Origin of the sequence: Pinisolibacter aquiterrae (genome assembly GCF_019160155.1) — a bacterium.
Taxonomy (GTDB): domain Bacteria; phylum Pseudomonadota; class Alphaproteobacteria; order Rhizobiales; family Ancalomicrobiaceae; genus Pinisolibacter; species Pinisolibacter aquiterrae.
Genome location: NZ_JAFNIH010000019.1, coordinates 270656 through 296916 on the forward strand (window position 1 = coordinate 270656; position 26261 = coordinate 296916).

Annotated in this window: 21 protein-coding genes and 1 riboswitch; of the genes, 7 read left to right on the plus strand and 14 right to left on the minus strand. The window is 68.8% G+C overall.

Going from position 1 to position 26261, the window contains the following annotated elements:
• Window positions 1–19 precede the first annotated feature (19 nt).
• A complete protein-coding gene (locus J3S89_RS05570; RefSeq protein WP_217926481.1) occupies window positions 20–1252 on the minus strand; it encodes an aminotransferase-like domain-containing protein in 1233 nt (410 codons plus the stop codon).
• Between the two features lie 197 nt (window positions 1253–1449).
• Window positions 1450–1561, plus strand: a riboswitch (TPP riboswitch).
• A 68-nt stretch (window positions 1562–1629) separates the two neighbouring features.
• On the opposite strand from J3S89_RS05570, the gene J3S89_RS05575 reads away from it, so the two are divergent.
• From J3S89_RS05575 to J3S89_RS05590, 4 genes are all read left to right on the plus strand, one after another.
• Window positions 1630–2412, plus strand: coding sequence for an ABC transporter permease (locus J3S89_RS05575; protein ID WP_230489258.1), 783 nt, complete (start codon window positions 1630–1632; stop codon window positions 2410–2412).
• Between the two features lie 32 nt (window positions 2413–2444).
• Window positions 2445–3383 (plus strand): ABC transporter substrate-binding protein, encoded by a 939-nt coding sequence (locus J3S89_RS05580; RefSeq protein WP_230489257.1) that lies wholly within the window; start codon window positions 2445–2447, stop codon window positions 3381–3383.
• 145 nt (window positions 3384–3528) lie between these two features.
• Window positions 3529–4647 carry a helix-turn-helix transcriptional regulator gene (locus J3S89_RS05585; RefSeq protein WP_217926483.1) on the plus strand — a complete coding sequence of 373 codons (1119 nt, stop codon included), beginning with the start codon at window positions 3529–3531 and terminating at the stop codon, window positions 4645–4647.
• Window positions 4648–4781: 134 nt separating this feature from the next.
• Window positions 4782–5051: a hypothetical protein gene (locus J3S89_RS05590; protein ID WP_217926484.1), complete on the plus strand. Its 270-nt coding sequence runs from the start codon at window positions 4782–4784 to the stop codon at window positions 5049–5051.
• A 95-nt stretch (window positions 5052–5146) separates the two neighbouring features.
• On the opposite strand, the gene J3S89_RS05595 is transcribed toward J3S89_RS05590, so the two are convergent.
• From J3S89_RS05595 to J3S89_RS05610, 4 genes are all read right to left on the minus strand, one after another.
• Window positions 5147–6955, minus strand: coding sequence for an ABC-F family ATP-binding cassette domain-containing protein (locus J3S89_RS05595; RefSeq protein WP_217926485.1), 1809 nt, complete (start codon window positions 6953–6955; stop codon window positions 5147–5149).
• 48 nt (window positions 6956–7003) lie between these two features.
• Complete coding sequence (gene panB, locus J3S89_RS05600; protein WP_217926486.1) at window positions 7004–7813, minus strand: 3-methyl-2-oxobutanoate hydroxymethyltransferase; 810 nt, start codon at window positions 7811–7813, stop codon at window positions 7004–7006.
• A gap of 41 nt (window positions 7814–7854) precedes the next feature.
• On the minus strand, window positions 7855–9321 hold the full coding sequence (locus tag J3S89_RS05605) for a hypothetical protein (protein WP_217926487.1): 1467 nt from the start codon (window positions 9319–9321) through the stop codon (window positions 7855–7857).
• 220 nt (window positions 9322–9541) lie between these two features.
• A complete protein-coding gene (locus J3S89_RS05610; RefSeq protein WP_217926488.1) occupies window positions 9542–10834 on the minus strand; it encodes an adenylosuccinate synthase in 1293 nt (430 codons plus the stop codon).
• A gap of 436 nt (window positions 10835–11270) precedes the next feature.
• On the opposite strand from J3S89_RS05610, the gene J3S89_RS05615 reads away from it, so the two are divergent.
• The 3 genes from J3S89_RS05615 to J3S89_RS05625 all read left to right on the plus strand — a co-directional run bounded on the left by J3S89_RS05615 (window position 11271) and on the right by J3S89_RS05625 (window position 14265).
• Window positions 11271–12218: a GGDEF domain-containing response regulator gene (locus J3S89_RS05615; protein ID WP_217926489.1), complete on the plus strand. Its 948-nt coding sequence runs from the start codon at window positions 11271–11273 to the stop codon at window positions 12216–12218.
• Window positions 12219–12394: 176 nt separating this feature from the next.
• Window positions 12395–13288 carry a DMT family transporter gene (locus tag J3S89_RS05620; RefSeq protein ID WP_217926490.1) on the plus strand — a complete coding sequence of 298 codons (894 nt, stop codon included), beginning with the start codon at window positions 12395–12397 and terminating at the stop codon, window positions 13286–13288.
• Window positions 13289–13374: 86 nt separating this feature from the next.
• Window positions 13375–14265, plus strand: coding sequence for a DMT family transporter (locus tag J3S89_RS05625; protein WP_217926491.1), 891 nt, complete (start codon window positions 13375–13377; stop codon window positions 14263–14265).
• Between the two features lie 62 nt (window positions 14266–14327).
• Here the strand turns inward: J3S89_RS05625 and serA are convergent, their stop codons facing one another.
• From serA to ybgF, 9 genes are all read right to left on the minus strand, one after another.
• Complete coding sequence (serA, locus tag J3S89_RS05630; protein WP_217926492.1) at window positions 14328–15914, minus strand: phosphoglycerate dehydrogenase; 1587 nt, start codon at window positions 15912–15914, stop codon at window positions 14328–14330.
• A 121-nt stretch (window positions 15915–16035) separates the two neighbouring features.
• Window positions 16036–17199 (minus strand): phosphoserine transaminase, encoded by a 1164-nt coding sequence (locus J3S89_RS05635; RefSeq protein WP_217926493.1) that lies wholly within the window; start codon window positions 17197–17199, stop codon window positions 16036–16038.
• A 224-nt stretch (window positions 17200–17423) separates the two neighbouring features.
• On the minus strand, window positions 17424–18284 hold the full coding sequence (locus tag J3S89_RS05640; protein ID WP_217926494.1) for an outer membrane protein: 861 nt from the start codon (window positions 18282–18284) through the stop codon (window positions 17424–17426).
• The gene (locus J3S89_RS05645) at window positions 18281–18583 is read right to left on the minus strand and encodes a hypothetical protein (protein WP_217926495.1); all 303 of its coding nucleotides are present in this window, start codon (window positions 18581–18583) and stop codon (window positions 18281–18283) included. The genes J3S89_RS05640 and J3S89_RS05645 overlap by 4 nt, the downstream gene beginning before the upstream one ends.
• Before the next feature lie 150 nt (window positions 18584–18733).
• Window positions 18734–20080, minus strand: coding sequence for a phosphoglucosamine mutase (gene glmM / locus J3S89_RS05650; protein ID WP_217926496.1), 1347 nt, complete (start codon window positions 20078–20080; stop codon window positions 18734–18736).
• 164 nt (window positions 20081–20244) lie between these two features.
• Entirely contained in the window at window positions 20245–21600 is a 1356-nt protein-coding gene (locus tag J3S89_RS05655; RefSeq protein WP_217926497.1) for a nucleobase:cation symporter-2 family protein, read from the minus strand.
• A gap of 178 nt (window positions 21601–21778) precedes the next feature.
• Window positions 21779–23707, minus strand: coding sequence for an ATP-dependent zinc metalloprotease FtsH (gene ftsH / locus J3S89_RS05660; protein ID WP_217926498.1), 1929 nt, complete (start codon window positions 23705–23707; stop codon window positions 21779–21781).
• A gap of 120 nt (window positions 23708–23827) precedes the next feature.
• Complete coding sequence (tilS, locus tag J3S89_RS05665; RefSeq protein WP_217926499.1) at window positions 23828–25159, minus strand: tRNA lysidine(34) synthetase TilS; 1332 nt, start codon at window positions 25157–25159, stop codon at window positions 23828–23830.
• Window positions 25146–26051 (minus strand): tol-pal system protein YbgF, encoded by a 906-nt coding sequence (ybgF, locus tag J3S89_RS05670; RefSeq protein ID WP_217926500.1) that lies wholly within the window; start codon window positions 26049–26051, stop codon window positions 25146–25148. Before ybgF ends, tilS begins: the two co-directional genes overlap by 14 nt.
• Window positions 26052–26261: the final 210 nt, after the last annotated feature.

A 26261-nucleotide genomic window follows, 5' to 3' on the forward strand; every position in this document is an offset into this window, starting at 1 on the left:
GACGCCCTCCTCCCACCGCTCACGCCATCGAGCGCGCGATCAGCCGTCCGAGCCGGGCGATGCCTTCGGCGATCTCCGCCTCGTTCGGCGAGGAGAAGTTGAGGCGGATGGTGTTGGTCATGGCGTCGACCGCGAAGAAGGCGCTGCCGGGCACGAAGGCGATGCGCTCCTCGGCGATCGCCCGGGCGAGCAGATCCGCCCCGTCGAGCCCGACCGGCAGCGTCACCCAGACGAAGAGACCGCCCTCCGGCTTGGTCCACTCGACACCCTTCGGCATCGAGGTGGCGAGCGCCGCCATCATCGCGTCGCGACGGCCTCGATAGAGCGCGATCGCCCGTTCGACGTTGGCGTCGTAGGTGGTCTCGGCGACCCGCGCCATCACCATCTGATTGAGGGTGGAGGAATGGAGATCGCCGGCCTGTTTGGTCAGGACGAGCTTCTGGATCAGCGGCTGCGCCGCGACGATCCAACCGATCCTGAGCGCCGGCACCAGCGTCTTGGAGAAGGTGCCGCAATAGACCGTCCGGGTCTTCTCGATGTCGCCGCCGTTGGCCGCGCAGTCGAGCGCCAGGATCGACGGCACCCCCTCGCCCTCGAAGCGCAGCGCCTGATAGGCGCTGTCCTCGATCACCGGGATCTCGAGATCGGCGGCGAGCGCGAGCAGCTTGCGGCGGTTCTCGACCGACATGGTGATGCCGGTCGGATTGGCGAAATCGGGCACGCAATAGGCGAACTTGACCCGGCCGCCGTTGGCCGCCGCCGCGGACGCATAGGCCGCCGGCGTGACGTTGCCGCCCTCGAGCGTCAGACGGTCGTAGCGCGGCTCGTAGGCGTTGAAGGCCTGGAGCGCGCCGAGATAGGTCGGCGCCTCGACCAGCGCGGTGTCGCCCGGCGTCAGCAGCATCTTGGCCAGGAAGTCGAGCCCCTGCTGCGAACCGCAGGTGATCAGCACGTTGTCGAGCGTGCAGGGAACGCCGTTCTTCGCCATGAAGTCGATGATCCACTGCCGGAGCGGCACGTAGCCTTCCGAGATCGAATATTGCAGCGCCTGAGCGGCGGTCTTGGGATCGGAGAGGATCGCGTCCTGCGCCTCGCGGATCGCCGCTACCGGGAACAACGCGGGATCGGGGATGCCGCCGGCGAAGGAGATGATGTCGGGCTGGTCGAGCAGCTTCAGCAATTCGCGAATCTCGGACGCGCGCATGCGTTCCGAACGGGTGGCGAAGACATGGGACCAATCGAGCGCGGACATCGGATCTGCCTTGACGTATGAGAAGGCCCGCACGCTACGCCCGCCCCGAATAAGGGTCAACAGTGCTGACCTAAAAATCGTCCGAAAATCGCCGATTTTCGGATGGATCTTCCGAAAATCGATGCTGCGGCGCGAGATGAGGAAAATCTGTTCGCCGACTTTGGGCTTGCGTGGCCGCGCGTCCTCGATCACAGTCGAGGCGTTCCGAGGGGTGCTCTCGAAGGAGAGCTGAGATGGCGCGATCCCCGTGCCGAACCCTTCGAACCTGATCCGGGTCATGCCGGCGAAGGGACGGGAACCATGAAGAACGCCATAGCACCCCCTCCCGGATCCCCCTCCTGCCCCGCCCCCGATCGGGTCGAGCGATGGAGATCCGCGTGCCCCCGTCCCTGAACCGCTTCGCGCGCCGCCTCGCCGCCGCCCTCCTGCCGCTCGCCCTGCTGGTCGCGGCCTGGGGCGTCGCCGTCGCCGTCCTCGCGCCGCCGCCCTATCTCCTGCCCGGTCCCGATCGCGTCGTCCTCGCCCTGATCCGTCAGGCCGGGCCGCTCGCCGAGAACGGCGCAATCACCGCGCTCGAGATCGTCCTCGGCCTCCTCGGCGGGGTCGTCCTCGGCGTCGGCACGGCGGTGATCATGACGCTGATCCCCTGGACCGCGCGCCTCTTGATGCCGGCGATCGTGGTGATCCAGGCGTTGCCGGTCTTCGCCATCGCCCCGGTGCTGGTGTTGTGGTTCGGCTTCGGCCTCGCCTCCAAGATCGTCATGGCGACGCTGGTGATCTTCTTCCCCGTCACCGCGAGCCTGCACGACGGCCTCTCCCGCCTCGATCCCGGCCTCGTCGATCTCGCCCGCCTGCACAAGGCGACGCGTTTCGACACGTTTCGCTTCCTGCGCCTGCCCGCCGCCGTGCCGGCGCTCGTCTCGGGCCTGCGCATGGCCGCGACCGTCGCCCCGATCGGCGCGATCATCGGCGAATGGGTCGGCGCCTCCAAGGGCCTCGGCCTCCTGATGATGCACGCCAACGCCCGCCTCCAGACCGACGTGATGTTCGCAGCCCTCCTCGTCCTCGCCGTGATGGCGGTGGCGCTGCGCGGCCTCGTCGAGATCCTCACCCGCCGTTGGGCGCCCTGGGCGCCCGAAACCGGCCCCGCCTTCCTCTGAACACCCCCTCCTCTGACCGACGGAACCCCCCAGTGTCGCGCAAACTCCCTCTCCTCGCTCTCGCCGCCGCCCTCTTCGTCACCCCGGCCGCCGCCGCCGAGAAGATGACCGTGGTGCTCGACTGGTTCCTGAACCCCGACCACGCCACCCTGGTGGTGGCGCGCGACCGGGGCTTCTTCGCCAAGGAGGGCCTCGACGTCGAGCTGATCGCCCCGGCCGACCCGTCCGCCCCTCCGCGTCTCGTCGCCGCCGGTCAGGCCGACGTGGCCGTGACCTACCAACCCGATCTCCATCTCTCGGTGAAGGAAGGCCTGCCGCTGACCCGCTTCGCCACTCTGATCGAGACCCCGCTCAACACGGTGATGGCGCTGGAGGGCGGGCCGGTGAAGGCGCTGGCGGATCTGAAGGGCAAGAAGATCGGCTATTCGGTGTCGGGCTTCGAGGACGCGATTCTCGCCGCCATGCTCGCCGAGGCCGGGCTGAAGCTCTCCGACGTCGAGCTGATCAACGTCAACTTCGCGCTGACCGCCGCGCTGATGTCGGGTCAGGTCGACGCCGCCGTCGGTGGCTATCGCAATTTCGAGGCGACCGAACTGGAGCTCGCCGGCAAGAAGGCCGTCACCTTCTTCCCCGAGGAGCACGGCGTGCCGCCCTATGACGAGCTGATCCTCGCCGCCCGTAGCGACAAGGCGAAGGAGCCCCGCTTCGCCCGCTTCACCGCCGCTCTCGAGGCCGCGACCCTGTGGGCGACCAACCATCCGGCCGAGACCGCCGCGATCCTGAAGGCGGCCGACGCCAAGCTCGACGACGAGCTGAACCGCCGCGCCCTCGTCGACACCATGCCCCGCTTCGCCAAACGCCCCGGCGCCCTCGACCGCGTCCGCACCGAGCGCTTCGCCGCCTTCCTGAAGGCGCGCGGTCTGATCGACACCATCCCGCCGATCGACACCTACGCCATCGAGCCGAAGTGAGCCGCCGACCCGAGCGGGCGCGTCCTCCCGCCCGTTCGGGTCGGCACCGAAAGTCGAAGCCTCGACGGCGAAAATTCGTGTGGCCTCGAACAGGTATCGGTTATGTTTCGACGTCGTCGACCGAGGCCGGGGAGGAGGGGGCGGCATGGACGTCGGAGAGACCATTCACGACGCGGTTCGTTCGATCTACGACGCCGCGACGAGGCCCGATCTGTGGCCCGACGCGTTGCAGGCGATCGCCGCCTGCTCGGGCGACGTCGGGACCGTCCTCATATGGCGCCGCGACGACGGCAGCCTCGGCACCATCGTCTCGCCGGCACTGGAGGCGAGCCACGCCGAGTACGTCGCCCGTTGGGCCTCGAGCGACACCCGCGCCTTCAGAGTATTGGAACGCGGATTCGACCTCACCACCGACGCCGTGACCGATCGCGACGTCGTCGAGGACGACGAAGTCGCCACTCTGCCGATCTATACCGACTATCTGGTGCCCCAGGGTCTGGGCTGGTTCGCCGCCGTCAACGTGGCGCCGAATCCACGCGTCACCGTGTTCATTTCGGTTCAACGCCGGTTCGACAAGCCCCGCTTCGGCGACGACGAGCTTCGTCTGGTCGCCCATCTCGGCCGCCACGTCGAGCAATCGCTGCGTCTCGGCATTCGTCTCTTCGACGCGGAAATGCGCGCCGACGGCTTGGCGCGCGTGCTCTCCTCCATGAACATCGGCGTCTTCGGCCTGGATTCCCTGGGTCGCGTGACCATGTCCAATCCGGCGGGAGGCGCCCTGCGCGGCGCTCTGCTCGACATCCGTGAGGGCCGGCTCGCCCCCACCACCCGAGCCGAGCGCGCGGCCTTCGCGGCAGAGTTCGCGCGCTGCCTCGACGCCTCGTCATCCACCCCCAAGCCGGTCCTGCTCGGCGCCGACGGGGGCGGCGATCGCGTCGTCCTCCACGTCCTGCCGCTCACCACGCCGGACATGTTGGCCGACGCGATGCTCGCCGACACGCGGGTGCTCGTCCTCGCCGTACCGCTCGACCGAGGCGCTCCGGTCGACCCGACCGTGCTGCGCGACCTGCTCGGACTGACCCTGAACGAAGCCCGCATCGCCTCCCTGGTCGGCACCGGCCTGCAACCGCGCGCCGTCGCCGAGCGACTCGGCATCGCCGAAGACACCGCCCGGACGGTATTGAAGCGGGTCTTCGCGAAGATCGGCGTCTCACGTCAAGCCGAATTGGTCGGCCTTCTCGCCCGTCTGTCGATCAAGTCTTGACGGGAGCCGCCGGGTTGATCGAACCGCGCCGGTTTCGAACCGAGCGACATACCCCAATTGGGAGATGTGGCCGCGCATCGAATCCAACATCTTTTCGATATGGCTGTCGCCGTCCGTCGGAGGGGTGGGATCCAATGGCGTTTCTGTCGATCAAGGAGGTCGTATCGCGAGCGATCACCCCTGCGGCCGCTGTGGCGACCGTCATGGGCATCGTCTATTTCGAGACCATGATTCCGATCGTCCTCAAAACGACCGTCGCCGCCGCTCTCGCTCTCGTCGGCTACGCGTCCTGGACGGGATATCGGCAGAACAAGGGCGTCAACGGCGAATGGCCCTTCAACCTGGCCCTGACCGGGGCCTGTGGCGCCGGGGCGATCGTCCTCGTCGCGTCGCTCGCCCTCTGACGAGACCACGAGACCGGCACGCCGGCCTCGGTCCGTGCAAGCCGTCCACCGGACGTCTTCGTTCGTCTTCGCCGGAGGCGAAGACGAACCGCCGCTCACCCCTCGATCTCTTCCTTCAGCATCTCGAGCGCCAGCCACTCGTCCTCGGCGGCGGCGAGCGCCGTCTGGGTGTCGTCGACCGCCTTGGAGACCTTGGCGAACCGCGCGGGATCGCGGGCGTAGAGACCCGGATCGGCGAGCAGGTCGTGCAGCTTCGCCAGATCCTTCTGCATCGCCTCGATCTTGCCCGGCAGCGTCTCCAGCGCGTGCTTCTCCTTGAAGGAGAGCCGCCGCTTCTTCGGCGCCTCCTCGGCCGCCGGCGCCGCCTTGGCCGGCTTCGGCTGCGCCTCCGCCTTCTCCACCCGCCGCGCCGCCACGCCGGCCCCGCGCTGCGCCACCATGTCGGAATAGCCGCCGGCATATTCGACCCAGCGCCCCTCGCCCTCCGACATCAGCACCGACGAACACACCCGGTCGAGGAAGTCGCGGTCATGGCTGACCACGATCACCGTGCCGGGATGATCCCCCAGCATCTCCTCGAGCAGATCGAGCGTCTCGAGGTCGAGATCGTTGGTCGGCTCGTCGAGCACCATCAGATTGGCCGTGCGCGCCAGGGCGCGGGCGAGCATCAGGCGGCCGCGCTCGCCGCCCGAGAGCACCGAGACCGGCGTGTTGGCCTGCTCCGGCGAGAACAGGAAGTCCTTCATGTAGCCCATGACGTGGCGCATCTCGCCGCCGACCGAGACGTTGTCGCCGCTGCCCCCGGTGAGCGTCGCCTTCAAGGTCGCGTTCGGATCGAGCGCCTCGCGCTTCTGGTCGAGCGTCACCATCTCGACGCCGGCGCCGATCTTGATCGTGCCGGAATCCGGCTGGAGCCGCCCCGTCAGGAGCCCCAGCAGGGTCGTCTTGCCGGCCCCGTTGGCGCCGATCACACCGATCCGGTCGCCACGGGCGATGCGGATCGAGAAATCGACGACGATCGGCCGGTCCCACGCCTTGGAGACGCCCTTGGCCTCGATCACCAGCTTGCCCGACTGCTCGCCCTCGGTGAGGCTCATCTTGACCTCGCCCTGGACCCGCCGCTCGGTCCGGCGCTTCTCGCGCAACGCGCCGAGATCGGCGAGGCGGCGCTGGTTGCGCTTGCGCCGCGCCGTCACGCCGTAGCGCAGCCAGTCGAGTTCCATCGCGATCTTACGGTCGAGCTTGTGGCGGTCCTTCTCCTCCTGCTCGAGCAGGTCGTCGCGCCACGCCTCGAAATCCTTGAAGCCGCGATCCATCCGCCGCGTCTCGCCGCGATCGAGCCAGACCGTCGCCCGCGAGAGGTTCTCCAGGAAGCGCCGGTCGTGCGAGATCAGCACCAGCGCCGAACGCATGGTCTTCAACTCCGCCTCGAGCCATTCGATGGCGGGAAGGTCGAGATGGTTGGTCGGCTCGTCGAGGAGGAGCACGTCGGGCTCCGGCGCCAGCACCCGCGCCAGCGCGGCCCGGCGGATCTCGCCGCCGGAGAGCGTCTTGGGATCCTCGTCGCCGTGGAGACCGAGATCCTCGAGCAGCCGCCGCGCCCGATAGACGTCGTCGCCCGGCCCGAGCCCCGCCTCGACATAGGCGAGCGTGGTGGGAAAGCCCGAGAGATCCGGTTCCTGCGGCAGATAGCGGATGGTGACGCCGCCCTGGACGACGCGCTCGCCACCGTCGGCCTGAAGGATGTCGGCGGCGACCTTGAGGAGGGTCGATTTGCCCGAGCCGTTGCGGCCGACCAGACAGATGCGCTCGCCCTCGTGCACCATCAGCTCGGCGCCGTGGAGGAGCGGCCCGCCGCCGAAGGTCAGGGTGATGTCGCGAAGGGTGAGAAGAGGTGCTGCCATGGCGTCTCGCTTACCCGATCGGCTCGCGAAACGCCATGGCGGCGAGGATCACACCACGTGTTCGGGTCCCGGGAAGACCCGCGCCTTGACCTCGTCGGCATAGGCCGAGGCCGCGCCCGAGACGATCGTCGCCAGATCGGCGTATTTCTTGACGAACTTCGGGGTGAAGTCGGTGAAGAGACCGAGCAGGTCGTCGATCACCAGAACCTGCCCGTCGCAGGCCGCCGAGGCGCCGATGCCGATCGTCGGGATCGAGATCGCCTCGGAGATCGCGGTCGCCACCGTCGCCACCGTGCCCTCGATCACCACCGAGAAGGCACCCGCTTCCTCGACCGCCTTCGCGTCGGCGATGAGCGCCGCCGCCCCCGCCTCGTCGCGGCCCTGGGTGCGGAAACCGCCGAGCGTGTTGACCGACTGCGGCGTGAGGCCGATGTGCGCCATCACCGGAATGCCGCGCTGGGTGAGGAAGCGAATGGTCGGCGCCATCTCGACGCCGCCCTCGATCTTCACCGCCTGCGCGCCGGTTTCGATCATCGTCCGCGCGGCGCTGCGATAGGCCTGTTCCGGGCTCTCCTGATAGGTGGCGAAGGGCAGATCGATCACCACCACCGCCCGGCTCGAGCCGCGCACCACCGCCGCGCCGTGGGCGATCATCATGTCGAGCGTCACCGGCAGGGTCGAGGAGAAACCGTAGACCACCATGCCGAGCGAATCGCCGACCAGCAACAGGTCGACATGGGGGTCGAGCAGCTTGGCCATCGGCGCCGAATGGGCGGTGAGACAGACCACTGGCACCTTGCCCTTGGCGTTGCGGATGTCGCGCACGGTCCGCCGCCGGATCTCACGAATGGCACTCATGTTCGCTCTCGCTGGTTCGAAGGACGAGGAGGGGCGGCCGATCAGCCGCCCTGCCCCCAGGCCGTCATCGCGTCGGCGAGCGCCTGATCGCCGCTGCCCGCCTTCTCGAGGGTGAGGATCGCCCGCCGCCCGTTCTCGTAGAGAAGCGGCACGTCGATCCAACCGCGCTCCTTGAGGAGCTTGAAGTTGCGCTCCTTCTCGGCCTCTCCCGAGCCGAGCGCGATCCAGAAGAAGTTGTCGGCGACCTTGGCGGAGGCCGCGACCAGCGGGTCGCCGCGCGCCTGTTCGGTCGCCTTCATGATCAGCGCCGGAACCCCGGTCACGGCTTTGCCGTCGAAGTCGCTCGGCACCTGGAACTTGATCTCGACCAGATGGCTCGCCGGGAACGAGGCGTCCGCGTTCGGCCGCATCGACAGATTGACCACCATCTTGCGATCGGGGATCTCGGCCCGCACCCGGAGCATCACCGCCCCGTCCTTGCCGACGGTCGGATCCGGCACCACCTGCCACACCACCTTGCCGGAGGTGATCAGCGCCTGAGCCCCGGCCTTGCCCTCCTCGTAGAGGATCGCCTTCTGGGCGACCAGCGGCACCGCCTGTTTCGGCGGCGCCGGCGGCTCGGCCGGCTTGGTGCCGGTATCGCCCTGGATCTGCGGCGTCGTGGTGATGGTCTGGGTCGGCACCGGCTTGACCGTGCCCGCCGGCCGCGCGCCCGTATCGTCGGAGGCGAGACGGTCGGTCGCCTTGGGCGCCGGCTTGTCGCCGGCGTTGCGCTTGGTGACGTCGGCGATCTTCTCGCCGGAGCCGCCGAAGAAGGCGGAGATCACATCGCGCTGCGACCACAGCGCGACGATGCCGATCACGAAGACCACGATCGCCGCGCCGAGACCGATCACCACCGGCAGACGCGACGGCGGCTTCTCGCCGTTGACCACCGTGTCGCGCCGGCGCCGGCGTTCGGCCGCCTCGCGCTTGCGCGGCGGCTCGCCGCCCTCGCGACCGAAGCTCGGAGCCGGCGGCGCCTCCGGCGCGCTCGGTTCGGCGAGCGCGTCGCGCGCCTGTCGCCCGAGCTCGGCCGCCGCCCCGCCCAATTGCCCCGCCTCGACCACCACCGCGCCCAGAGCCGCGCTCGGCGCGGTGTGGCCGGGAACCGTCGGCGGCACCTCGCGCGAGGGCTCCTCCTCGGCGGGAACCTCCGCCGCCGGCTCGGGGGCCGCCACGCTCGGCACCGCGGCCGGAGCGGGTTCGGGAACCGGGGAGCGCACCGCCGGCGCGCTCGGCGTCGGCTTCAGGAGCCCCTTGGCCGCCTCCGATTCGACCTTGCGGATCGCTTCTTCCAATTGCAGGCGCTGTTGGGTGATCTCGGAGGGCGACAGCGGCGGATCGAACGCCTTCAGCTGATTGACCAGCGCCGAGCGGGCCTTCTCGTAGACCGCCCGGCGCGCCTCCCCGTTGGGAGCGGGCAGGGCCGAGATCGCCCGTTTCAGGATCGCGTGATAGTCAGCCATTCCAAGCCTTCCGCAGGCGGTTTCGAGGACGCCCCCGCAAGCGCGCCTCGCCCATCCGTTGCCTCGGCGTCACCGCCGTCCCCGAGAGTCTCGGCGGCGTTGTGCCGCTTCGAACCATACGCCCTGTCGTGGCACCGAGCGAAGCCCTCGATGAGGGTTTCGCCCCGCGCCCGTCCCCGTGCCGCCGGTGCCGGCCGAGCCGTTCCGGCGGCGTCCTTGCTCAGTCGCGGAACGGATCCTGGACCAGGATCGTGTCCTCGCGTTCCGGCGAGGTCGACAGCATCGCCACCGGCGCGCCGATCAGTTCCTCGACGTGACGCACGTATTTGACCGCCTGCGCCGGCAGATCGGCCCAGGAGCGCGCGCCCCGGGTCGTGCCCTGCCAACCCTCGAGCGTCTCGTAGACCGGCACCACCCGCGCCTGATCGGCCTGGGAGGCCGGCAGATGGTCGATCTCCTTGCCGTCGAGCAGATACTTCACGCAGATCTTGATCTCGTCGAGCCCGTCGAGCACGTCGAGCTTGGTCAGCGCGATGCCGTCGATGCCCGAGACCTGCACGGTCTGGCGCACCAGCACCGCGTCGAACCAGCCGCAGCGCCGCTTGCGCCCGGTCACCGTGCCGAACTCGTGGCCTTGGGTGCCGAGGAAGTCGCCGATCTCGTCGGTCAGCTCGGTCGGGAACGGGCCCTCGCCGACCCGGGTCGTGTAGGCCTTGGTGATGCCGAGCACGTAGCCGATCGCGCCCGGTCCGAGGCCCGAGCCGGTCGCCGCCTGACCCGAGACCGTGTTGGACGAGGTCACGAAGGGATAGGTGCCGTGATCGATGTCGAGCAGCGCGCCCTGGGCACCCTCGAACAGGATCCGATCGCCGGCGCGCCGGCGCTGATCGAGCAGCCGCCAGGTCACGTCCATGAACGGCAGTACCTTGTCGGCGACCGAGGTCAGCTCCTCGAGCAGCGTCTCGACCGCCACCTCGGGCTGGCCGAGGCCGCGCCGGAGCGCGTTGTGATGGGCGAGCAGACGCTCGATCTTGGCCGGCAGGATCGACGGCTCGGCGAGATCCATCAGACGGATCGCGCGACGGCCGACCTTGTCCTCGTAGGCCGGGCCGATGCCGCGCCCGGTGGTGCCGATCTTGGTGCCGGAATTGGAGGATTCGCGCTTCTGATCGAGTTCGCGATGAACCGAGAGGATCAGCGTGCAGTTCTCGGCGATGCGCAGATTCTCCGGCGTCACCGAGACGCCCTGCGCCGCGAGCCGGCCGATTTCGGCGACCAGCGCGTGGGGATCGAGCACCACGCCGTTGCCGATCACCCCGAGCTTGCCGGGGCGCACCACGCCGGACGGCAGCAGCGAGAGCTTGTAGGAGACCTCGTCGATCACCAGCGTATGGCCCGCGTTGTGGCCACCCTGGAACCGCACCACCACATCGGCGCGTTCCGACAACCAGTCGACGATCTTGCCCTTACCCTCGTCGCCCCACTGCGACCCGACGACAACCACGTTGGCCATTGCGCCCTTTCCCGCGCCGGTCTCGAGACCGGCCGAACCGAAACGCGCCCTCGCGCCGTTCGCCTCCGGCGCCACGCGTCGCGCGGGTCGGAGGGACGAAGGCGCCCGAGGGCGATCGAACCACGCCGCGCGTCCGCCACCCCGAGGAGGTCGCGCGCGGCGGCGGGACTATAGCCGCAATCCTCCGTTGGCGCGACCCTCCCGACGTCGGGGTCCGAGCGCCGGTAGCCCGCGCCGATCGCGGCCCGCGACCAGGGGTCGCGCCCCCCGCGCCCGACCCGCGCCCGATCGTCGCGAATGCCGGATTTCCCTTAAAGATTCCGGTAACTTCACCGAGCGTAGAGTGGCAGGGCGCCCGAACGTCCCCACGGAAGCGGCGCTTTCCGGATGGTTCCGATGAGCCTGTCGACGGAACCGCTCCCAGCGTGAGGATGGAATGCGAATCGTCTTGGCCGAACCGAGTCGCATCGGGCTGCGTCTGATGACCCAGATCCTCACCGAGGGTGGGCACGAGGTGCTTCCGTTCAACGACGGGGCGGTCGCCTTGGAATGTCTCCACGGCGACGAGACGGTCGACGTCCTCATGACCTCCTTCGAGGTGCCCAACGTCTCCGGCCTGGAACTGTGCTGGGAGGCCCGCCTCATCGCCAACGGCCGCCGCCCGATCTACGTCATCGCCATGTCCTCGACCCACGACCGCGATCGTCTGATCGAGGCCCTCGACAGCGGCGCCGACGACTTCATCACCAAGCCCCCGGTCCCGGCCGAGCTGTTCGCGCGCCTGCGCGCCGCCGAGCGCATGACCAAGGCGAGCCGCGAACTGTTGCGCCTCGCCACCGTCGACACCCTGACCGAACTGCCCAACCGCCGCGCCTTCTTCGACCGCGCCGGAGCCGTCATGCTGCGCCGGGAGAACGACCCGCCGGTCTCGGTGTTGATGTTCGACATCGACCATTTCAAGCGGGTCAACGACACCTGGGGCCACGACGTCGGCGACGCCGTCCTGACCGCTGTCGCCGAGGTGGTGCGCACCCGCGCCGGCCATCCCGCCCGCCTCGGCGGCGAGGAATTCGCCCTGCTGCTCGACGGTTGGGACATGCTCGACGCCTATCACGAGGCCGAACGCCTGCGCCTCGCCGTCCAGGCCCTCGTCATCCCCGTCCCGGGATCGACTCTTTCGGTGACGATCTCGATCGGCGTCGCCGAGCACGTCTGCGGCCAGACCGTCGATCAGGTGCTGAAACAGGCCGACATCGCCCTCTATGCCGCCAAGACCAGCGGCCGCAACCGGGTCGTCGCCGCCCATTCCACCAGCAAGCCGCACGAGGAGACCGGCTTCGCCGAGGCCTCCGAACCGGCCCAGACCATCTATCTGGCCTGCTGACCCCCCGGCCCGATCCGGCGCTCGCGCCGACCCGCCTCCGCGCCCGTCCCGAACCCCGTCTCGCCCTCGTCCGGGCGGCGAACCCACGACATGGCACCTGCGCGCGCCCTCGACTTTACTTTACCCCCCGCCTCGGCTTCCTTGACCGCGCCCGCCCCTCTCGAAGAGCAAGCCCCGTGCGTCCCACCCCCTCCGGCATCTGGCAGAGCCCCTATCCGCTGCTGACGCTCGCCTCGATGCAATGGGCGGCCAACACCGTGGCCGGCCGCCTCGCCGTCGGCGAGATCTCGCCGATGTTGCTGGCGTCGCTGCGCTGGGGCCTCGTGCTCCTGGTGCTGATCGCCTTCGACGCCCGTTCGATCCGCGCCGAGCTGCCGGTGCTGCGGCCTCGCTGGAAGCTGCTGTTTCTCCTCGGCACGGCCGGCTACACCGCCTTCACCGCCTTCTTCTTCGCCGCCGCCCATCACACCACCGGCGCCAACATGTCGATCATCCAGGGGGCGATGCCGTTCTTCGTCTTCACGCTCGCCTTCGTCACGCGCGGCCGCCGCGTCCGGCTCGCCCAGGCGCTCGGCATGGTCTTCGGCGTCGCCGGCGTCGCCCTGGTCGCCACCCGCGCCGACCCGGAGGTGATCCGCACCCTCTCCTTCAATCTCGGCGATCTCTTCATGATCGGCGCGACCATCTCCTACGCGATCTACACGGTCTGGCTCGAGGATCGGCCGAGCGTCTCCTCGCTCACCCTCTTCACCGCGCTGGCGGCGGTGGCGCTGGTGACCTCGATCCCGCTGACCCTGATCGAGGCGGCGACCGCCGGCACCTTCTGGCCGACGCCGAAGGGCTGGCTCATCACGCTCCTCGTCGCGATCTTCCCCTCGTTCCTCGCCCAGGTCTTCTACATTCGCGGCGTCGAACTGATCGGTCCCGGCCGCGCCGGCATCTTCGTCAACCTCATTCCGGTGTTCGGCGCCGCCATGGCCGTCGCCTTCCTCGGCGAACCCTTCGGCTGGTATCAGGGCGTCGGTCTGGCGCTGGTGATGGCCGGGATCGTCCTCGCCCAGAAGCGCTGACGCGGGCGCGATCGAAAATCGGGTGGCGCGAAGCCCCGCGCCACGCCATGAAGGGCGAAAGACGACCGACCAGACCGGAGCCGACCATGCCGATCGCCGCCTGGGGAATGCTCCTCGCCCTGTCGGGCCTCTGGGGCGGATCCTTCCTGTTCAATCGCATCGCCGTCGCCGAGATGCCCACCCTGACGGTGGTCTTCGCCCGCGTCACCCTCGCCGCCCTCGCGCTCCTCGTCGCCGCCCGCCTCGCCGGGATCGACCTGCCGCGCGATCGCGCCTCCTGGCGCGATTGGCTGGTGATGGGCCTCCTCAACAACATCGTCCCCTTCTGCCTGATCGTCTGGGGCCAGAAGACCATCGGCGCCGGCCTCGCCTCGATCCTCAACGCCACCACCCCGATCTTCGGCGTGATCATCGCCCATCTCTTCACCCGCGACGACAAGGCGACGCCCCTGAAGGCGCTCGGCATCGCCTTCGCCTTCGTCGGCGTGGTGGTGCTGATCGGCGTCGACGCGCTCGCCGGGGTCGGCGACCATCTGACCGCCGAGCTCGCCTGCCTCGGTGCCGCCGTCTCCTACGGCTTCTCGGCGCTGTGGAGCCGCCGCTTCCGTGGACGCCCGCCGATCGCCACCGCCGCCGGCCAGCTGATCTGCTCGAGCCTGATCCTCGCCCCCGCGATCCTCCTCCTCGACGCACCCTGGACCCGCCCGATGCCGAGCGACGCCGCGATCGGCGCCGTCGTCGGCCTCGCCCTGCTCTCCACGGCGGTCGCCTATATTCTCTTCTTCCGTCTCAACACCCTGGTCGGGCCGACCAACACCATCCTGGTCACCTTCCTGATCCCGCCGAGCGCCATCCTTCTCGGCATCCTCGTGCTCGGCGAAAGACTCGCCCCGCAGCACGTCGCCGGCGTGCTGCTGATCGGCGCCGGCCTCGCCGCGATCGACGGCCGCCTGGTGCGCCGCTTGCGCCGGCCCTGAACGAAGAGAGGCGGCGGGATCGCTCCCGCCGCCTCTCTTCGTTTCGACCTGGACTCATCGGTTCAGAAGGTCAGACGCTTGGCCTGGACCACGCCCTCGAGCCCGCCGACCTTGGCGAGCAGCTCTTCCGACACCGGCCCGTCGACGGCGATCAGGCAGATCGCCTCCTCGCCCGCCGCCTTGCGGCCGAGCGCGAAGGTGGCGATGTTGGTCTCCACCTCGCCCATCAGCGTGCCGAGCCGGCCGATGAAGCCGGGCTTGTCCTTGTTGGTGACGTAGAGCATCGACGGCTGGAACTCGGCATCCATCTGGATGCCCTTGATCTCGACGATGCGCGGCTTGCCGTCGGCGAAGACGGTGCCGGCGACCGAGCGCTCCTGCCGCTCGGTCTTCACCGTGAGGCGGATCAGGCTGTCGTAGGTGCCGGCCGATTCACGCCGCACGTCCTCGACCGCGATGCCGCGTTCCTTGGCCATCACCGGCGCCGAGACCATGTTGACCGAATCGAGCTGCGGCTTGAGGAGCCCGGCGAGCGCCGCCGCGCCGAGCGCGCGGGTGTTCATCGTCGAGACGTCACCTTCGTATTCGATGCGGACGCCGGTGATCCCGGTCTCGGTCAGCTGACCGGCGAAGGAGCCGAGGAGTTCCGCGAGCCGGACGAAGGGCGTCAGCTTCGGCGCCTCTTCCGCCGACACCGACGGCATGTTGAGCGCGTTGGTGACCGCGCCGGTCAGAAGGTAGTCGGAGAGCTGCTCGGCGACCTGCAGCGCCACGTTCTCCTGCGCCTCGTTGGTCGAGGCACCGAGATGGGGCGTGCAGACGACGTTCGGATGACCGAACAGGACGTTCGAGGTGGCCGGCTCCTCGACGAAGACGTCGAAGCCGGCGCCGGCGACGTGACCGGACTCGAGCGCCGCCTTGAGCGCCGCCTCGTCGACCAGACCGCCACGGGCGCAGTTGATGATGCGCACGCCCTTCTTGCACTTGGCGAGGTTCTCGGCCGAGAGGATGTTGCGGGTCTTGTCGGTCAGCGGCGTGTGCAGGGTGATGAAGTCGGCGCGCTTCAGGAGTTCGTCGAGTTCGACCTTCTCCACGCCGAGATCGGCGGCGCGCTCCGGCGACAGGAACGGATCGAAGGCGATCACCCGCATCTTCAGGCCGATGCCACGTTCGGCGACGATCGCGCCGATGTTGCCGCAGCCGATGATGCCGAGCGTCTTGGCGGTGATCTCGACGCCCATGAAGCGGTTCTTCTCCCACTTGCCGGCCTGGGTCGAGGCGTCGGCGGCGGGGATCTCGCGGGCGACCGCGAACATCAGCGCGATGGCGTGTTCGGCGGTGGTGATCGAATTGCCGAAGGGGGTGTTCTCGACGATGATTCCCTTGGCCGAGGCGGCGGGAATGTCGACGTTGTCGACGCCGATGCCGGCCCGGCCGATCACCTTGAGCCGGGTCGCCTTCTCGAGCAGCTTGGCCGTGACCTTGGTCGCCGAGCGGATGGCGAGACCGTCGTAGTCGCCGATCACCTCGGCGAGCTTCTCCTTGTCCTTGCCGAGCGAGGGCAGGTAGTCGACCTCGACGCCGCGATCCTTGAAGATCTGGACGGCGGCGGCGGACATGGAATCGGAAATGAGAACGCGCGGAGCCATGAGTTGCACCTCGTGAGACGGGGTCGCGCGTCGATCTTCGCCGCGACCGCGACGTCTGAAATCGGAGTGAACGGGAAGGTCGGAGACGGCCGGCTGGCCGCCCCCGAGGTCTGTCGTGCGCTCAGAGCGCCGCCTTGGCTTCCGCCAGCGCCCAGTCGAGCCAGCCCGTCAGGGCCTCGACGTCGGCGGTCTCGACGGTGGCGCCGCACCAGATCCGGAGACCCGCCGGCGCGTCGCGATAGGCGCCGATGTCGTAGGCGACGCCCTCCTTGTCGAGGCTCGCGACGATCGCCTTGGCGACCTTGGCGACCGTCTCCGCGCCCTTGGCGACGACGTCGGCGTCGACGATCGACAGGCACACGGAGGTGTTGGAGCGGGTCGCCTCGACCTTCGGCAGGAAGGCGAAGGACTTCGACGCCGCCACCCAGTCGGCGATCGCCTTGGTGTTGGCGTCGGCGCGGGCCATCAGGCCCTTCAGCGAGCCGACCGTCTTCGCCCATTCGAGCGCGTCGAGATAGTCCTCGACCGCCAGCATCGACGGGGTGTTGATGGTTTCGCCGACGAAGATGCCGTCGATCAGCTTGCCGCCCTTGGTCATGCGGAAGATCTTCGGCAGCGGCCACGCCGGCTTGTACGTCTCGAGCCGTTCGACCGCGCGCGGGGAGAGGATCAGCATGCCGTGCGCCGCCTCGCCGCCCAGCACCTTCTGCCAGGAGAAGGTGACGACGTCGAGCTTGGCCCAGTCGAGATCCTGCGCGAAGGCGGCCGAGGTCGCATCGCAGATCACGATGCCCTCGCGGTCCGCGGCGATCCAATCGGCGTTCGGAACCCGCACGCCGGAGGTAGTGCCGTTCCAGGTGAAGACCACGTCGCGGGTCTTGGTGTCGACGGCGGAGAGATCGGGCAGCTCGCCATAGGCCGACTTGAAGACGCGCACGTCCTCGAGCTTCAGCTGCTTCTGAATGTCGGTGACCCAGCCTTCGCCGAAGCTCTCCCAGGCCAGCATGTCGATGCCGCGCGCGCCGGCCATCGACCACATCGCCATTTCGACGGCGCCGGTGTCGGAGGCGGGCACGATGCCGATCTTGTAGTCGGCGGGCACGCCGAGCACTTCGCGGGTGAGATCGATCGCGCGCTGGAGCTTGGCCTTGCCGGGCTTGGCGCGGTGCGAACGACCGACCAGAGCGCCCGAGAGGGCTTCGAGGGACCAGCCGGGGCGCTTCGCGCAGGGGCCGGAGGAGAAGTTCGGGCAGACGGGCTTGGTGGTCGGACGAGCAGTCGTCATGTGATTTCCATCCTTTCAGATGGGCGCCCTTCGGTGGGGAAGGGTGTCCCGGAGACGTCGCTATCGGAAGCGGGGCCGGGAATCAATCGTCTCCCCTCACGAGAGGTGGATGTTCGCGTGGCGCCATATCGTCGCGGGGCCCCCGCGGAAGCGTCGCCGAACACGAAAGAGGCGCGGCCCTCGCGGCGCCGCGCCTCCTCGATCGACGGGTCCTTTCGGACGGATCAGTACTTCGCCACGACCGGCGCCGAGGCGTAGATCGGGGCCTTCGGCACGACCGGATCGATCACCCAACGCGCGCCGATGTGGACGTCGTGGAAGCCGAGGTTCTTGATCTTCAGCTGCTCGTTGCAGCCCGTGCCGCTGAAGCAGGTCAGATTGCCCGAGGTGATCGTGCCGTAGTCCTTGTAGGAATAGCCGACGTCGAGCTTCAGGTTGGGGTTGACGTCCCAGGACATGCCGGTGTGCAGCGCCCAGGCGAAGTTCCACTTCGAGCTGCCCGCCATCACGCCCTTCTGGGGCACCTGCGGGCTGCCGGCGACGTAATAGCTGGTGTCGATATAGGTGTCCGACATCTGGTTGTAGGCGACACCGAGGCCGGCGCCGACATAGGGCGTGATGCCCGACCAGGTGCCCATGTCCACGTAGCCGTTGGCCATGAAGGCGAGCGAGCGGGTGTGGGTGTCGTAGTTCACGTAGTTGGTCGAGGGCAGGCCGCCGTAGGTGCTGGCATAGGTCGAGACGCCGCGCAGACGCGAGCTGCCGCGATATTCGGCGGTGATGTCGCCGCGCAGATAGTCGTTGAACTGATAGCCGACGCCGAGCTGAATCATCGGCGCGTCGGTCATGTCGCGGTGAATGATCGTCTTCGCCAGACCGGGCTCGACGTCCTCGATCGAGGGCTTGCCGGCGATCGCCACGCCGACGTCGCCGCGCAGATACCAGCTGCCCGACACGATCGGATCGGCCACCGACGGCACGATCGCCGGACCACGCAGAGGCGACGCCATGTCGGCCGCCTGCGCGACCGCCACGAGGCCGAAGAAGGCCGTACCGGCCAAGAGAGACGTCACGATCTTGGTCATGGGATCATTCCTGCCTGTTCCGAAGGCTCGCGGGGCGAACCGACCTGCTGTCTTGCTCGGGTCGATTTCAGCACGGTCTTGGTTAATGAAGGGTTGAAGTGCTCGAAGGTTTCGCGCCGCGTCATCAACCATGTACATCGCCGACGACTTGGAGCCGGGAAATCCGTCGCGACCGCGCCGCCCGTCCGGATCGCCTCGGCGATCCGCGAAACCCCGCCGAACGGACGGATTTCCGCCGCTTCTGGGGCGGATAGAGGGCGATCCGAGCGGAGGCGGCGGCCGCCTTGCTCGACCGGCACCTTGCCCCCGATTTGTTGAGCTTTTCTTAACCGTGACGATGTTCGTGAAAAATCAACCTTGATGAAATCTTGACGACCGCGACGAACGAAGACGCCCCGCGTCCCGGGGGGACGCGAGGCGCGATCGTCGTCGAGAAGAATTCGGTCGGATCAGGTCGCGGCGCGGCTCAGCGCGGAGACGATGTCCTCGACCACCGAGTCGAGCAGCGCCGCGTCGTCGGCCTCGCCCATCACCCGGATCAACGGCTCGGTGCCCGAGGGACGGATGACGAGACGGCCACTTCCATTGAGACGTCCCTCGCCCTCGCGGATCGCCGCCTGCACATGGGCGTCGTCGAGCGGGCGCCCGCCCTGGAAGCGGACGTTGCGGAGCACCTGCGGCACCGGCTCGAACCGATGGCAAATCTCCGAGACCGGCCGATCCTGCCGCTGCACCACGGCGAGGATCTGCAAGGCGGCGATCAGCCCGTCGCCGGTGGTCGAATAGTCGGAGAGCACGATGTGGCCCGACTGCTCGCCGCCGACGTTGTAACCGCCGTTGCGCATCTCCTCGACCACGTAGCGATCGCCGACCTTGGTGCGCACCAGCTCCAGGCCGATGCCGGAGAGATGCCGCTCGAGCCCGAGGTTCGACATCACCGTGGCGACGATGCCCTTGCGCGACAGGCGCTGGTCCTCGGCGAAACTCTCCGCCACCACCGCCATCAGCTGATCGCCGTCGACGATGACGCCCTTCTCGTCGACGATGATCACCCGGTCCGCGTCACCGTCGAGCGCGATGCCGATGTCGGCGCGCAGTTCCGTGACCTTGCGCTGCAACTGCCCCGGCGCGGTCGAGCCGCAGCCGTCGTTGATGTTGCGGCCGTCCGGCTCGACGCCGATCTTGAAGACCTCCGCGCCGAGTTCCCACAGCGCGTCCGGCGCCACCCGATAGGCGGCGCCGTTGCCGCAGTCGATCACCACCCTGAGACCCGACAGCGACAGGTGACGCGGCAGCGTCCGCTTGGCGAATTCGATGTAGCGATCCTGCACGCCGTCGATGCGCTTGGCCCGCCCGAGATCCGGCGAGGCCGCCAGCCGCGTCGACAGATCCTGATCGAGCAGATCCTCGATCTCCTTCTCGATCTCGTCGGAGAGCTTGTAGCCGTCCGGACCGAAGATCTTGATGCCGTTGTCGTAATAGGGATTGTGCGAGGCCGAGATCATCACCCCGAAATCGCAGCGCAGCGACCGCGTCAACATCGAGACGCCCGGCGTCGGGATCGGCCCCGTCATGAACACGTCGACGCCGACGGCGGTGAAGCCGGCCACCATCGCGGTTTCGATCATGTACCCCGAAAGGCGCGTGTCCTTGCCGATCACCACCCGATGGCGATGACTTCCCTTGCGGAAAGACAAACCCACCGCCATGGCCACCTTCATCGCCAGTTCCGGCGTGATCGGCCATGAGTTGGCGCGGCCGCGAATGCCGTCGGTGCCGAAGAGTTTACGACCCATGTCCCTGCGTATCCCGTCGTCGTCGCGAGGGGCTCGGGTGCCCGCTCGTCGGCGCGCACCCTACAACACGGCCCCCGGCACGACCAGTGCGCTCCGCCGCAGCCCCTGGTCGCACGACCCGAGGCGGCGGTGGAGGACGGGATCGTCGGCCCGACGCTCCCGCGTCAGGCGTGTTCGACCGCCTTGGCCGCCTCGGCCGCCGCCGCCAGCGCGTCGCCCTCGCCCTTCACGCCGTTGAAATAGGCGTTGAGCAGGACCGCCGAGATCGAGGCGAGCAGGATCCCGGACTCGAGCAGCGGCGCCATCACCTTCGGCATGTGCTCGAAGAACTTGGGCGCCACCAAGGGGATCATGCCGAAGCCGATCGAGAGGGCGACCACCAGGAGGTCGTTCTTGCGCGCCTTGAAGTCGACGTTGGCGAGGATGCGGATGCCCGTCGCCGCGACCATGCCGAACATGCAGAGACCGGCGCCGCCGAGCACGAACTGCGGCACCGCCTCGACGAGCGACGCCATCTTCGGCATCAGGCCGAGCAGCAGCATGATGACGCCGCCGACCACCGCCACCCAACGCGACTTCACGCCGGTGACGCCGACCAGCCCGACGTTCTGCGAGAAGGACGTGTAGGGGAAGGTATTGAAGACGCCGCCGAGGAAGGTGCCGACGCCGTCGGCCCTGAGACCCTTGGTCAGGCGCGCCTCGTCGACCTCGGTGCCGGTCATCTCGCCGAGCGCCAGGAACATGCCGGTCGATTCGATCATCACCACGATCATCACCAGGCACATCGTGACGATCGCCGCCACGTCGAACTTCGGAATGCCGAACTGGAAGGGCAGCACCAGCCCGAACCACGGCGCGGAGCCGACCTTCTCGAAATGCATCAGCCCGAAGACGGAGGCGATCACGCAGCCGACGACGATGCCGAGAAGAACCGAGACGTTGGCGAGGAAGCCGCTGCCGTATTTGGTGAGGACCAGGATCGTCACCAGCACGAAGAAGGCGATCGCCAGATAGGCGGGATCGCCGAAGGCCGGATTGCCGACACCGCCGCCGGCCCAATTGACGCCGACCCGCATCAGCGTGATGCCGATCACCGTGATGATCGTGCCCGTCACCACCGGCGGGAACAGGGGCAACAACCTGCTCACGAACGGAGCAATCAGCACACCGAAGAGGCCCGCCGCCATCACCGCCCCGTAGATGCCGAGGATGCCGAGTTCGGGGTTGGTGCCGATCGCGATCATCGGCCCGACCGAGGCGAAGGTCACCCCCATCATCACCGGCAGCCGAATGCCGACCCCCGGCACGCCCCAGGCCTGGATAAGGGTGGCCAGCCCGCCGGCGAAGAGATCGGCGCTGATCAGCATCGCCACCTGCTCCGGCGGCAGCTTCAGGGCCCGTCCGACGATCAGAGGCACCGCCACGGCACCCGCGTACATCACCAACACATGCTGTAGGCCGAGCGCCCCCAGGCGCGGCAACGGCAGACGCGCGTCCACCGAATCGATGTTCTCCGACATGAATTCGTCCCCCGGATCCATTGGTGGCCGGTGCCCCTCAGGACCCGCCCCGGAGAAACGAAGCAAGCTTCGGGCCAGATCGTATACATATTTCACCACCGCCGAAGACGGTCGGAAACGACGATGCCCGCCGAGGGGGCGGGCATCGCGAGATTCCGGATGGGGCGAAGGAAGCCGATCAGCTCGGCTGCGGCATCGGATCGATCCCCGGTTCGCCGCCCTTGCTGTCGCGCCCGGTGGAACCGGCCGGCGGCACCGCCGAGGACCGCGGCGTCGCCGAGACGTCGCCCCCGTCGCGGCGCGGCGGCTTGCCGGCCAGGATGTCGTTGATCTCCTCGCCGGTCAGCGTCTCGTATTCGAGCAGGGCCTCGGCGAGCGAAATGAACTGATCGTGGTTCTCGGTCAGGATGCGCTTGGCCTCGTCATAGGCGGTCTGGACGATGCGCTTGACCTCGCGGTCGATCTTCTGCGCGGTGTCCTCCGACATGGTGGTCTTCTGACCCATCGAATAGCCGAGGAACACCTCTTCCTGATTGTCGCCGTAGGCGACGGTGCCCAGCTCGTCGGAATAGCCGAAGCGCATCACCATGGCGCGCGCCATCTTGGTCGCCTGCTCGATGTCCGAGGAGGCACCCGAGGTGATGTTCTCGCGACCGAAGGTCAGTTCCTCGGCCGCGCGTCCGCCCATCGCCGAGGTGAGACGCGAGGTATACTCGATGTATTTGGTCGAGTAGCGATCGCCTTCCGGCAGATAGGCGACCATGCCCAGCGCCCGGCCGCGCGGAATGATCGTCGCCTTGTGGACCGGCCAGCCCTGCGGCACCTTGAGGCCGACCAGCGCATGACCGGCCTCGTGATAGGCGGTCAGACGCTTTTCTTCCTCCGACATGGCCATCGACTTGCGCTCGGCGCCCATCATGACCTTGTCCTTGGCGTCCTCGAACTCGGACATGGTGACGAGGCGCTTGTTGCGCCGCGCCGCCAAGAGCGCCGCCTCGTTGACGAGGTTCATCAGGTCGGCGCCCGAGAAGCCCGGCGTTCCGCGCGCCAGCACGCGCAGATCGACGTCGGGCGCGGTCGGCACCTTGCGGACATGGACCTTGAGGATCTTCTCGCGGCCGTTGACGTCCGGGTTCGGCACCGTGATCTGACGATCGAAGCGGCCGGGACGCAACAGCGCCGGATCGAGCACGTCGGGCCGGTTGGTGGCGGCGATGATGATGATGCCTTCGTTCTGCTCGAAGCCGTCCATCTCGACCAGCAACTGGTTCAGCGTCTGCTCGCGCTCGTCGTTGCCACCGCCGAGGCCGGCGCCGCGATGACGGCCGACCGCGTCGATTTCGTCGATGAAGATGATGCAGGGCGCGTTCTTCTTGGCCTGCTCGAACATGTCGCGGACGCGGCTGGCGCCGACGCCGACGAACATCTCGACGAAGTCGGAGCCCGAAATGGTGAAGAAGGGCACGTTGGCCTCGCCGGCGACGGCGCGCGCGGTCAGGGTCTTACCCGTGCCCGGGGGGCCGACCAGGAGCACGCCGCGCGGGATGCGGCCGCCGAGCCGCTGGAACTTCTGCGGATCGCGCAGGAACTCGACGATCTCGAGCAGATCCTCTTTGGCTTCGTCGATGCCGGCGACGTCCTCGAAGGTGACGCGGCCGTGCGCCTCGGTCAGGAGCTTGGCCTTCGACTTGCCGAAGCCCATCGCCTTGCCGCCGGCACCGCCCTGCATCTGCCGCATGACGAAGAGCCAGATGCCGATGATCACCAGCATCGGCATCCACGAGATCAGCGCTCCGAGGAGCGAGAAGTTCTCGCCCGCCGGCCGCGCGACGATGGCGACGTCCTTCTGACGCAGCGTGTCGACGACGTTGGCGCCCGCCGGCGCATAGGTCTGGAAGGTGCCCTGCGCCTTGTAGGAACCGGCGATCTGCTGGTCGGTGATGGTGACCTGCTTGACCTTGCCCGCCTCGACGTCGTCGAGGAACTGCGAGAACGCGATCTCGTTGGTGCCACCGCCGCGACCCGGGTTCTGGAAGAGTTGGAAGAGCGCGATCACCAAGAGACCGACGATCACCCAGATGGCGAAATTCCTGAGATTGGCGTTCATCGAAGATCCTGTTCTCGCGCTCGCGAGGCACCCGCTGTCGCCGTCCGACCCGCGTCCGTGAAGGGAAGATAGGGTTCACCCCCCCGAATGCCAAGACGATGGCGAAAAACTCGACCGACCCTATGACGAAATCGTTACCGTTTCTCCCGCCCCGGCGAGGCCGAAACCGCCGATCGCGACGCCTTCGAGCCCCCCCTTCCCGGCCCCCATGTCGCCGAGGCCCGGCACCGTCGTCGTCCCGCGCGCGTCGCGGATCGCCGTCGCCCCGGCGAGCACCCCGGCGCTCGGCGCCGGCCGGCCGAGCCGATCGGCGGAAAGACATCGCCCGGCGAGAAACGCTCGCCGCCCCGCCTCGCCGAGCGGTCCGACCGCGACCGGCCCCGGCGCCGCCGCGTCGACTGCGACGACCCGCCCCGCCCAGACGATCCGCTCGCCCGGCCGCACCAGACGCTCTCGCGCCCGCCCCGCTTCCGGGACGAACCACAGAACGCCGCGCCGCCGCTCGACGCGCACCCCGGCGAGCGTGCGCACCACCCGGTCGCCCGCGCCGAGCGCCGCGTCGAGCTCCTCGCAAGCCGCGAGCCGCGGCCCATAGGCGGCCCCGCCGATGGTGGCGATCAGCCGCGACAGGAGCCGCAACCGAACCTCCGCCCGCGCCGCCGCGTGGAGCCCCGCCTCGAGGCGTACCCAGCCGGCCGGATGAGCGCTCCCCGCGCGTCGCATCAGATCGTCGACCGCCTCGTCGATCACCGCCGCGCCGCGCGCCATCGCCGCCGCCGTCGCGACGAGCCGGTCGCGGGAGAGCCCGAGCGCGATGAGCCCCGGCATCGCCGCGCGCATCCGCGCCCGCTCGAAACGCTCGTCGCCGTTGGAGGGATCCTCGGTCCACGTCGCCCCGCGTGCCGTGAGCGTCGCCACCAGCCGCGCCTTGGGAAAGGTGAGAAGTGGCCGAAACCACGCCAGCCCGTCGTCGCGGCGCACCCGCGCCATGCCCGCGAGCCCGGCGACGCCGCTGCCGCGCGCCAATCGCAGGAGAAAGGTCTCGGCCTGATCGTCGGCGTGATGGGCGAGCACCACGGTGTCGAGCCCCTCGGCCCGCGCTGCCGCCGCCAAGAGGCGCCGTCGCGCCGCGCGCGCCTCCGCCTGGAGATTGGCGACGGGCTTCTCGCCCTCCCAACGCAGGACCCGGTGAGCGAGCCCGCGTTCGGCCGCGATCCGTCCGACGAAGGCGGCCTCGTCGCGGGCTTCGGCCCGCAGTCCATGATCGATGGAGACCACCACCGCGCGCGGCAGGCTCGGCTCGAGCGCGCGGACATCGGCCCACAGATGGAGGAGCGCCAGCGAATCGGCGCCGCCGGAGACGGCGAGCACGACGCCGTCACGTCCCGGCATCGGCGTCAGCGCCGCGAGCGCCTCCGCCGGCGAGACGGGAAGGGCGTCAGCACTTGCCACGGGCCCGCTCGGCCGCCGCGCGATCGCGCACGGTCTTGGAGGCCTTGGGATATTTGGCCAGCAACTCGTCCCAGGAGGCGCAGGCGGCCTTCTTCTCGCCGAGACCGGAGAGCGCCATGCCGAGCTTCAGCAGGCTGTCCGGCGCCTTCGGCCCGTCGGGAAACTGGGTGTAGCTCTTGAGGAAGGCGTCGGCCGCCTCCTTGTTGCGCTGACGCGCGAAATAGCTCTCACCGAGCCAGAATTGCGCCGCGCCGATCCGCTTGTCGGTCGGATGATTGGCGAGGAAGGTCTTGAAGCTCTGTTCGGCGAGATCGTATTCGCCGTTGAGAATATAGCCGTAGGCGGCGTCGTATTCGTCGCGCGGGCTCGCCGTCGGCGCCACCGACGCATAGCGCGGATCGACGCCCGGCACCGGCGCGCTCTCAGCCGGCGTGGCCGACCGCGACCGCACGCCCGGGGCGCCCAGTTCCATCGGCGCGCTGGAACCGATCAGGCCGCCGATCGGATCGGCGCCGCCCGGCAACTGCCCGAGCGTGGCCGGCGGCGCGCCCCGGCTCGGCGCCGCCGCCATGGCGGTGGAGGCGCCGTCGTCCGGCGCCTCCGACTTCTTCTGCGGCTTGGGCGCGGCGTGCCCGGCGCCGTTCTCCAACTCCTGCAGACGGAACTCGAAGTCCTTCTGCTGGCGCGCCAGCGTCTCCTGGAGCTGGCGAATCTGGAACGACAACTGCTCGATCTGGCCGTTGAGGCCGCGCATCTGGCCCTCGAGCTGGTTGAGGCGCACCGACATCTCGGCCGCCTGCCGATCGTCGCCGCCACCACCACCACCGAAGAGGCCCTGCGCGGCCGCCGGCCGTCCGGCGAAGACGGCGAGGCCGATCGCCAGGCCGAGCACCGCGAGAGGCGCGACGAAGCGTCGAGCCGCTCCCCGTCGCGGCGAGAAAAATGAAACTGGTGTCCGTTGCGCCATGAACGACGACGCTCCTTCCCCTTGTCCGAACGGACCGCGCCGACCGGGTCCGACCGAGGATCCTCCTAACATGACCCGCCGCATTCGGCCAAAATTTGTCGCCCGAGCGATCTTTTCGCGAGACACGACCCGAGT

Excerpts from the sequence above, each read along its gene's own strand:
- J3S89_RS05570 (WP_217926481.1), bottom strand. The coding sequence starts at position 1,252 with ATGTCCGCGCTCGATTGGTCCCATGTCTTCGCCACCCGTTCGGAACGC.
- J3S89_RS05585 (WP_217926483.1), top strand. The coding sequence starts at position 3,529 with ATGGACGTCGGAGAGACCATTCACGACGCGGTTCGTTCGATCTACGAC.
- J3S89_RS05590 (WP_217926484.1), top strand. The coding sequence starts at position 4,782 with ATGGCGTTTCTGTCGATCAAGGAGGTCGTATCGCGAGCGATCACCCCT.
- J3S89_RS05595 (WP_217926485.1), bottom strand. The coding sequence starts at position 6,955 with ATGGCAGCACCTCTTCTCACCCTTCGCGACATCACCCTGACCTTCGGC.
- panB (WP_217926486.1), bottom strand. The coding sequence starts at position 7,813 with ATGAGTGCCATTCGTGAGATCCGGCGGCGGACCGTGCGCGACATCCGC.
- J3S89_RS05605 (WP_217926487.1), bottom strand. The coding sequence starts at position 9,321 with ATGGCTGACTATCACGCGATCCTGAAACGGGCGATCTCGGCCCTGCCC.
- J3S89_RS05610 (WP_217926488.1), bottom strand. The coding sequence starts at position 10,834 with ATGGCCAACGTGGTTGTCGTCGGGTCGCAGTGGGGCGACGAGGGTAAG.
- J3S89_RS05615 (WP_217926489.1), top strand. The coding sequence starts at position 11,271 with ATGCGAATCGTCTTGGCCGAACCGAGTCGCATCGGGCTGCGTCTGATG.
- J3S89_RS05625 (WP_217926491.1), top strand. The coding sequence starts at position 13,375 with ATGCCGATCGCCGCCTGGGGAATGCTCCTCGCCCTGTCGGGCCTCTGG.
- serA (WP_217926492.1), bottom strand. The coding sequence starts at position 15,914 with ATGGCTCCGCGCGTTCTCATTTCCGATTCCATGTCCGCCGCCGCCGTC.
- J3S89_RS05635 (WP_217926493.1), bottom strand. The coding sequence starts at position 17,199 with ATGACGACTGCTCGTCCGACCACCAAGCCCGTCTGCCCGAACTTCTCC.
- J3S89_RS05640 (WP_217926494.1), bottom strand. The coding sequence starts at position 18,284 with ATGACCAAGATCGTGACGTCTCTCTTGGCCGGTACGGCCTTCTTCGGC.
- glmM (WP_217926496.1), bottom strand. The coding sequence starts at position 20,080 with ATGGGTCGTAAACTCTTCGGCACCGACGGCATTCGCGGCCGCGCCAAC.
- J3S89_RS05655 (WP_217926497.1), bottom strand. The coding sequence starts at position 21,600 with ATGTCGGAGAACATCGATTCGGTGGACGCGCGTCTGCCGTTGCCGCGC.
- ftsH (WP_217926498.1), bottom strand. The coding sequence starts at position 23,707 with ATGAACGCCAATCTCAGGAATTTCGCCATCTGGGTGATCGTCGGTCTC.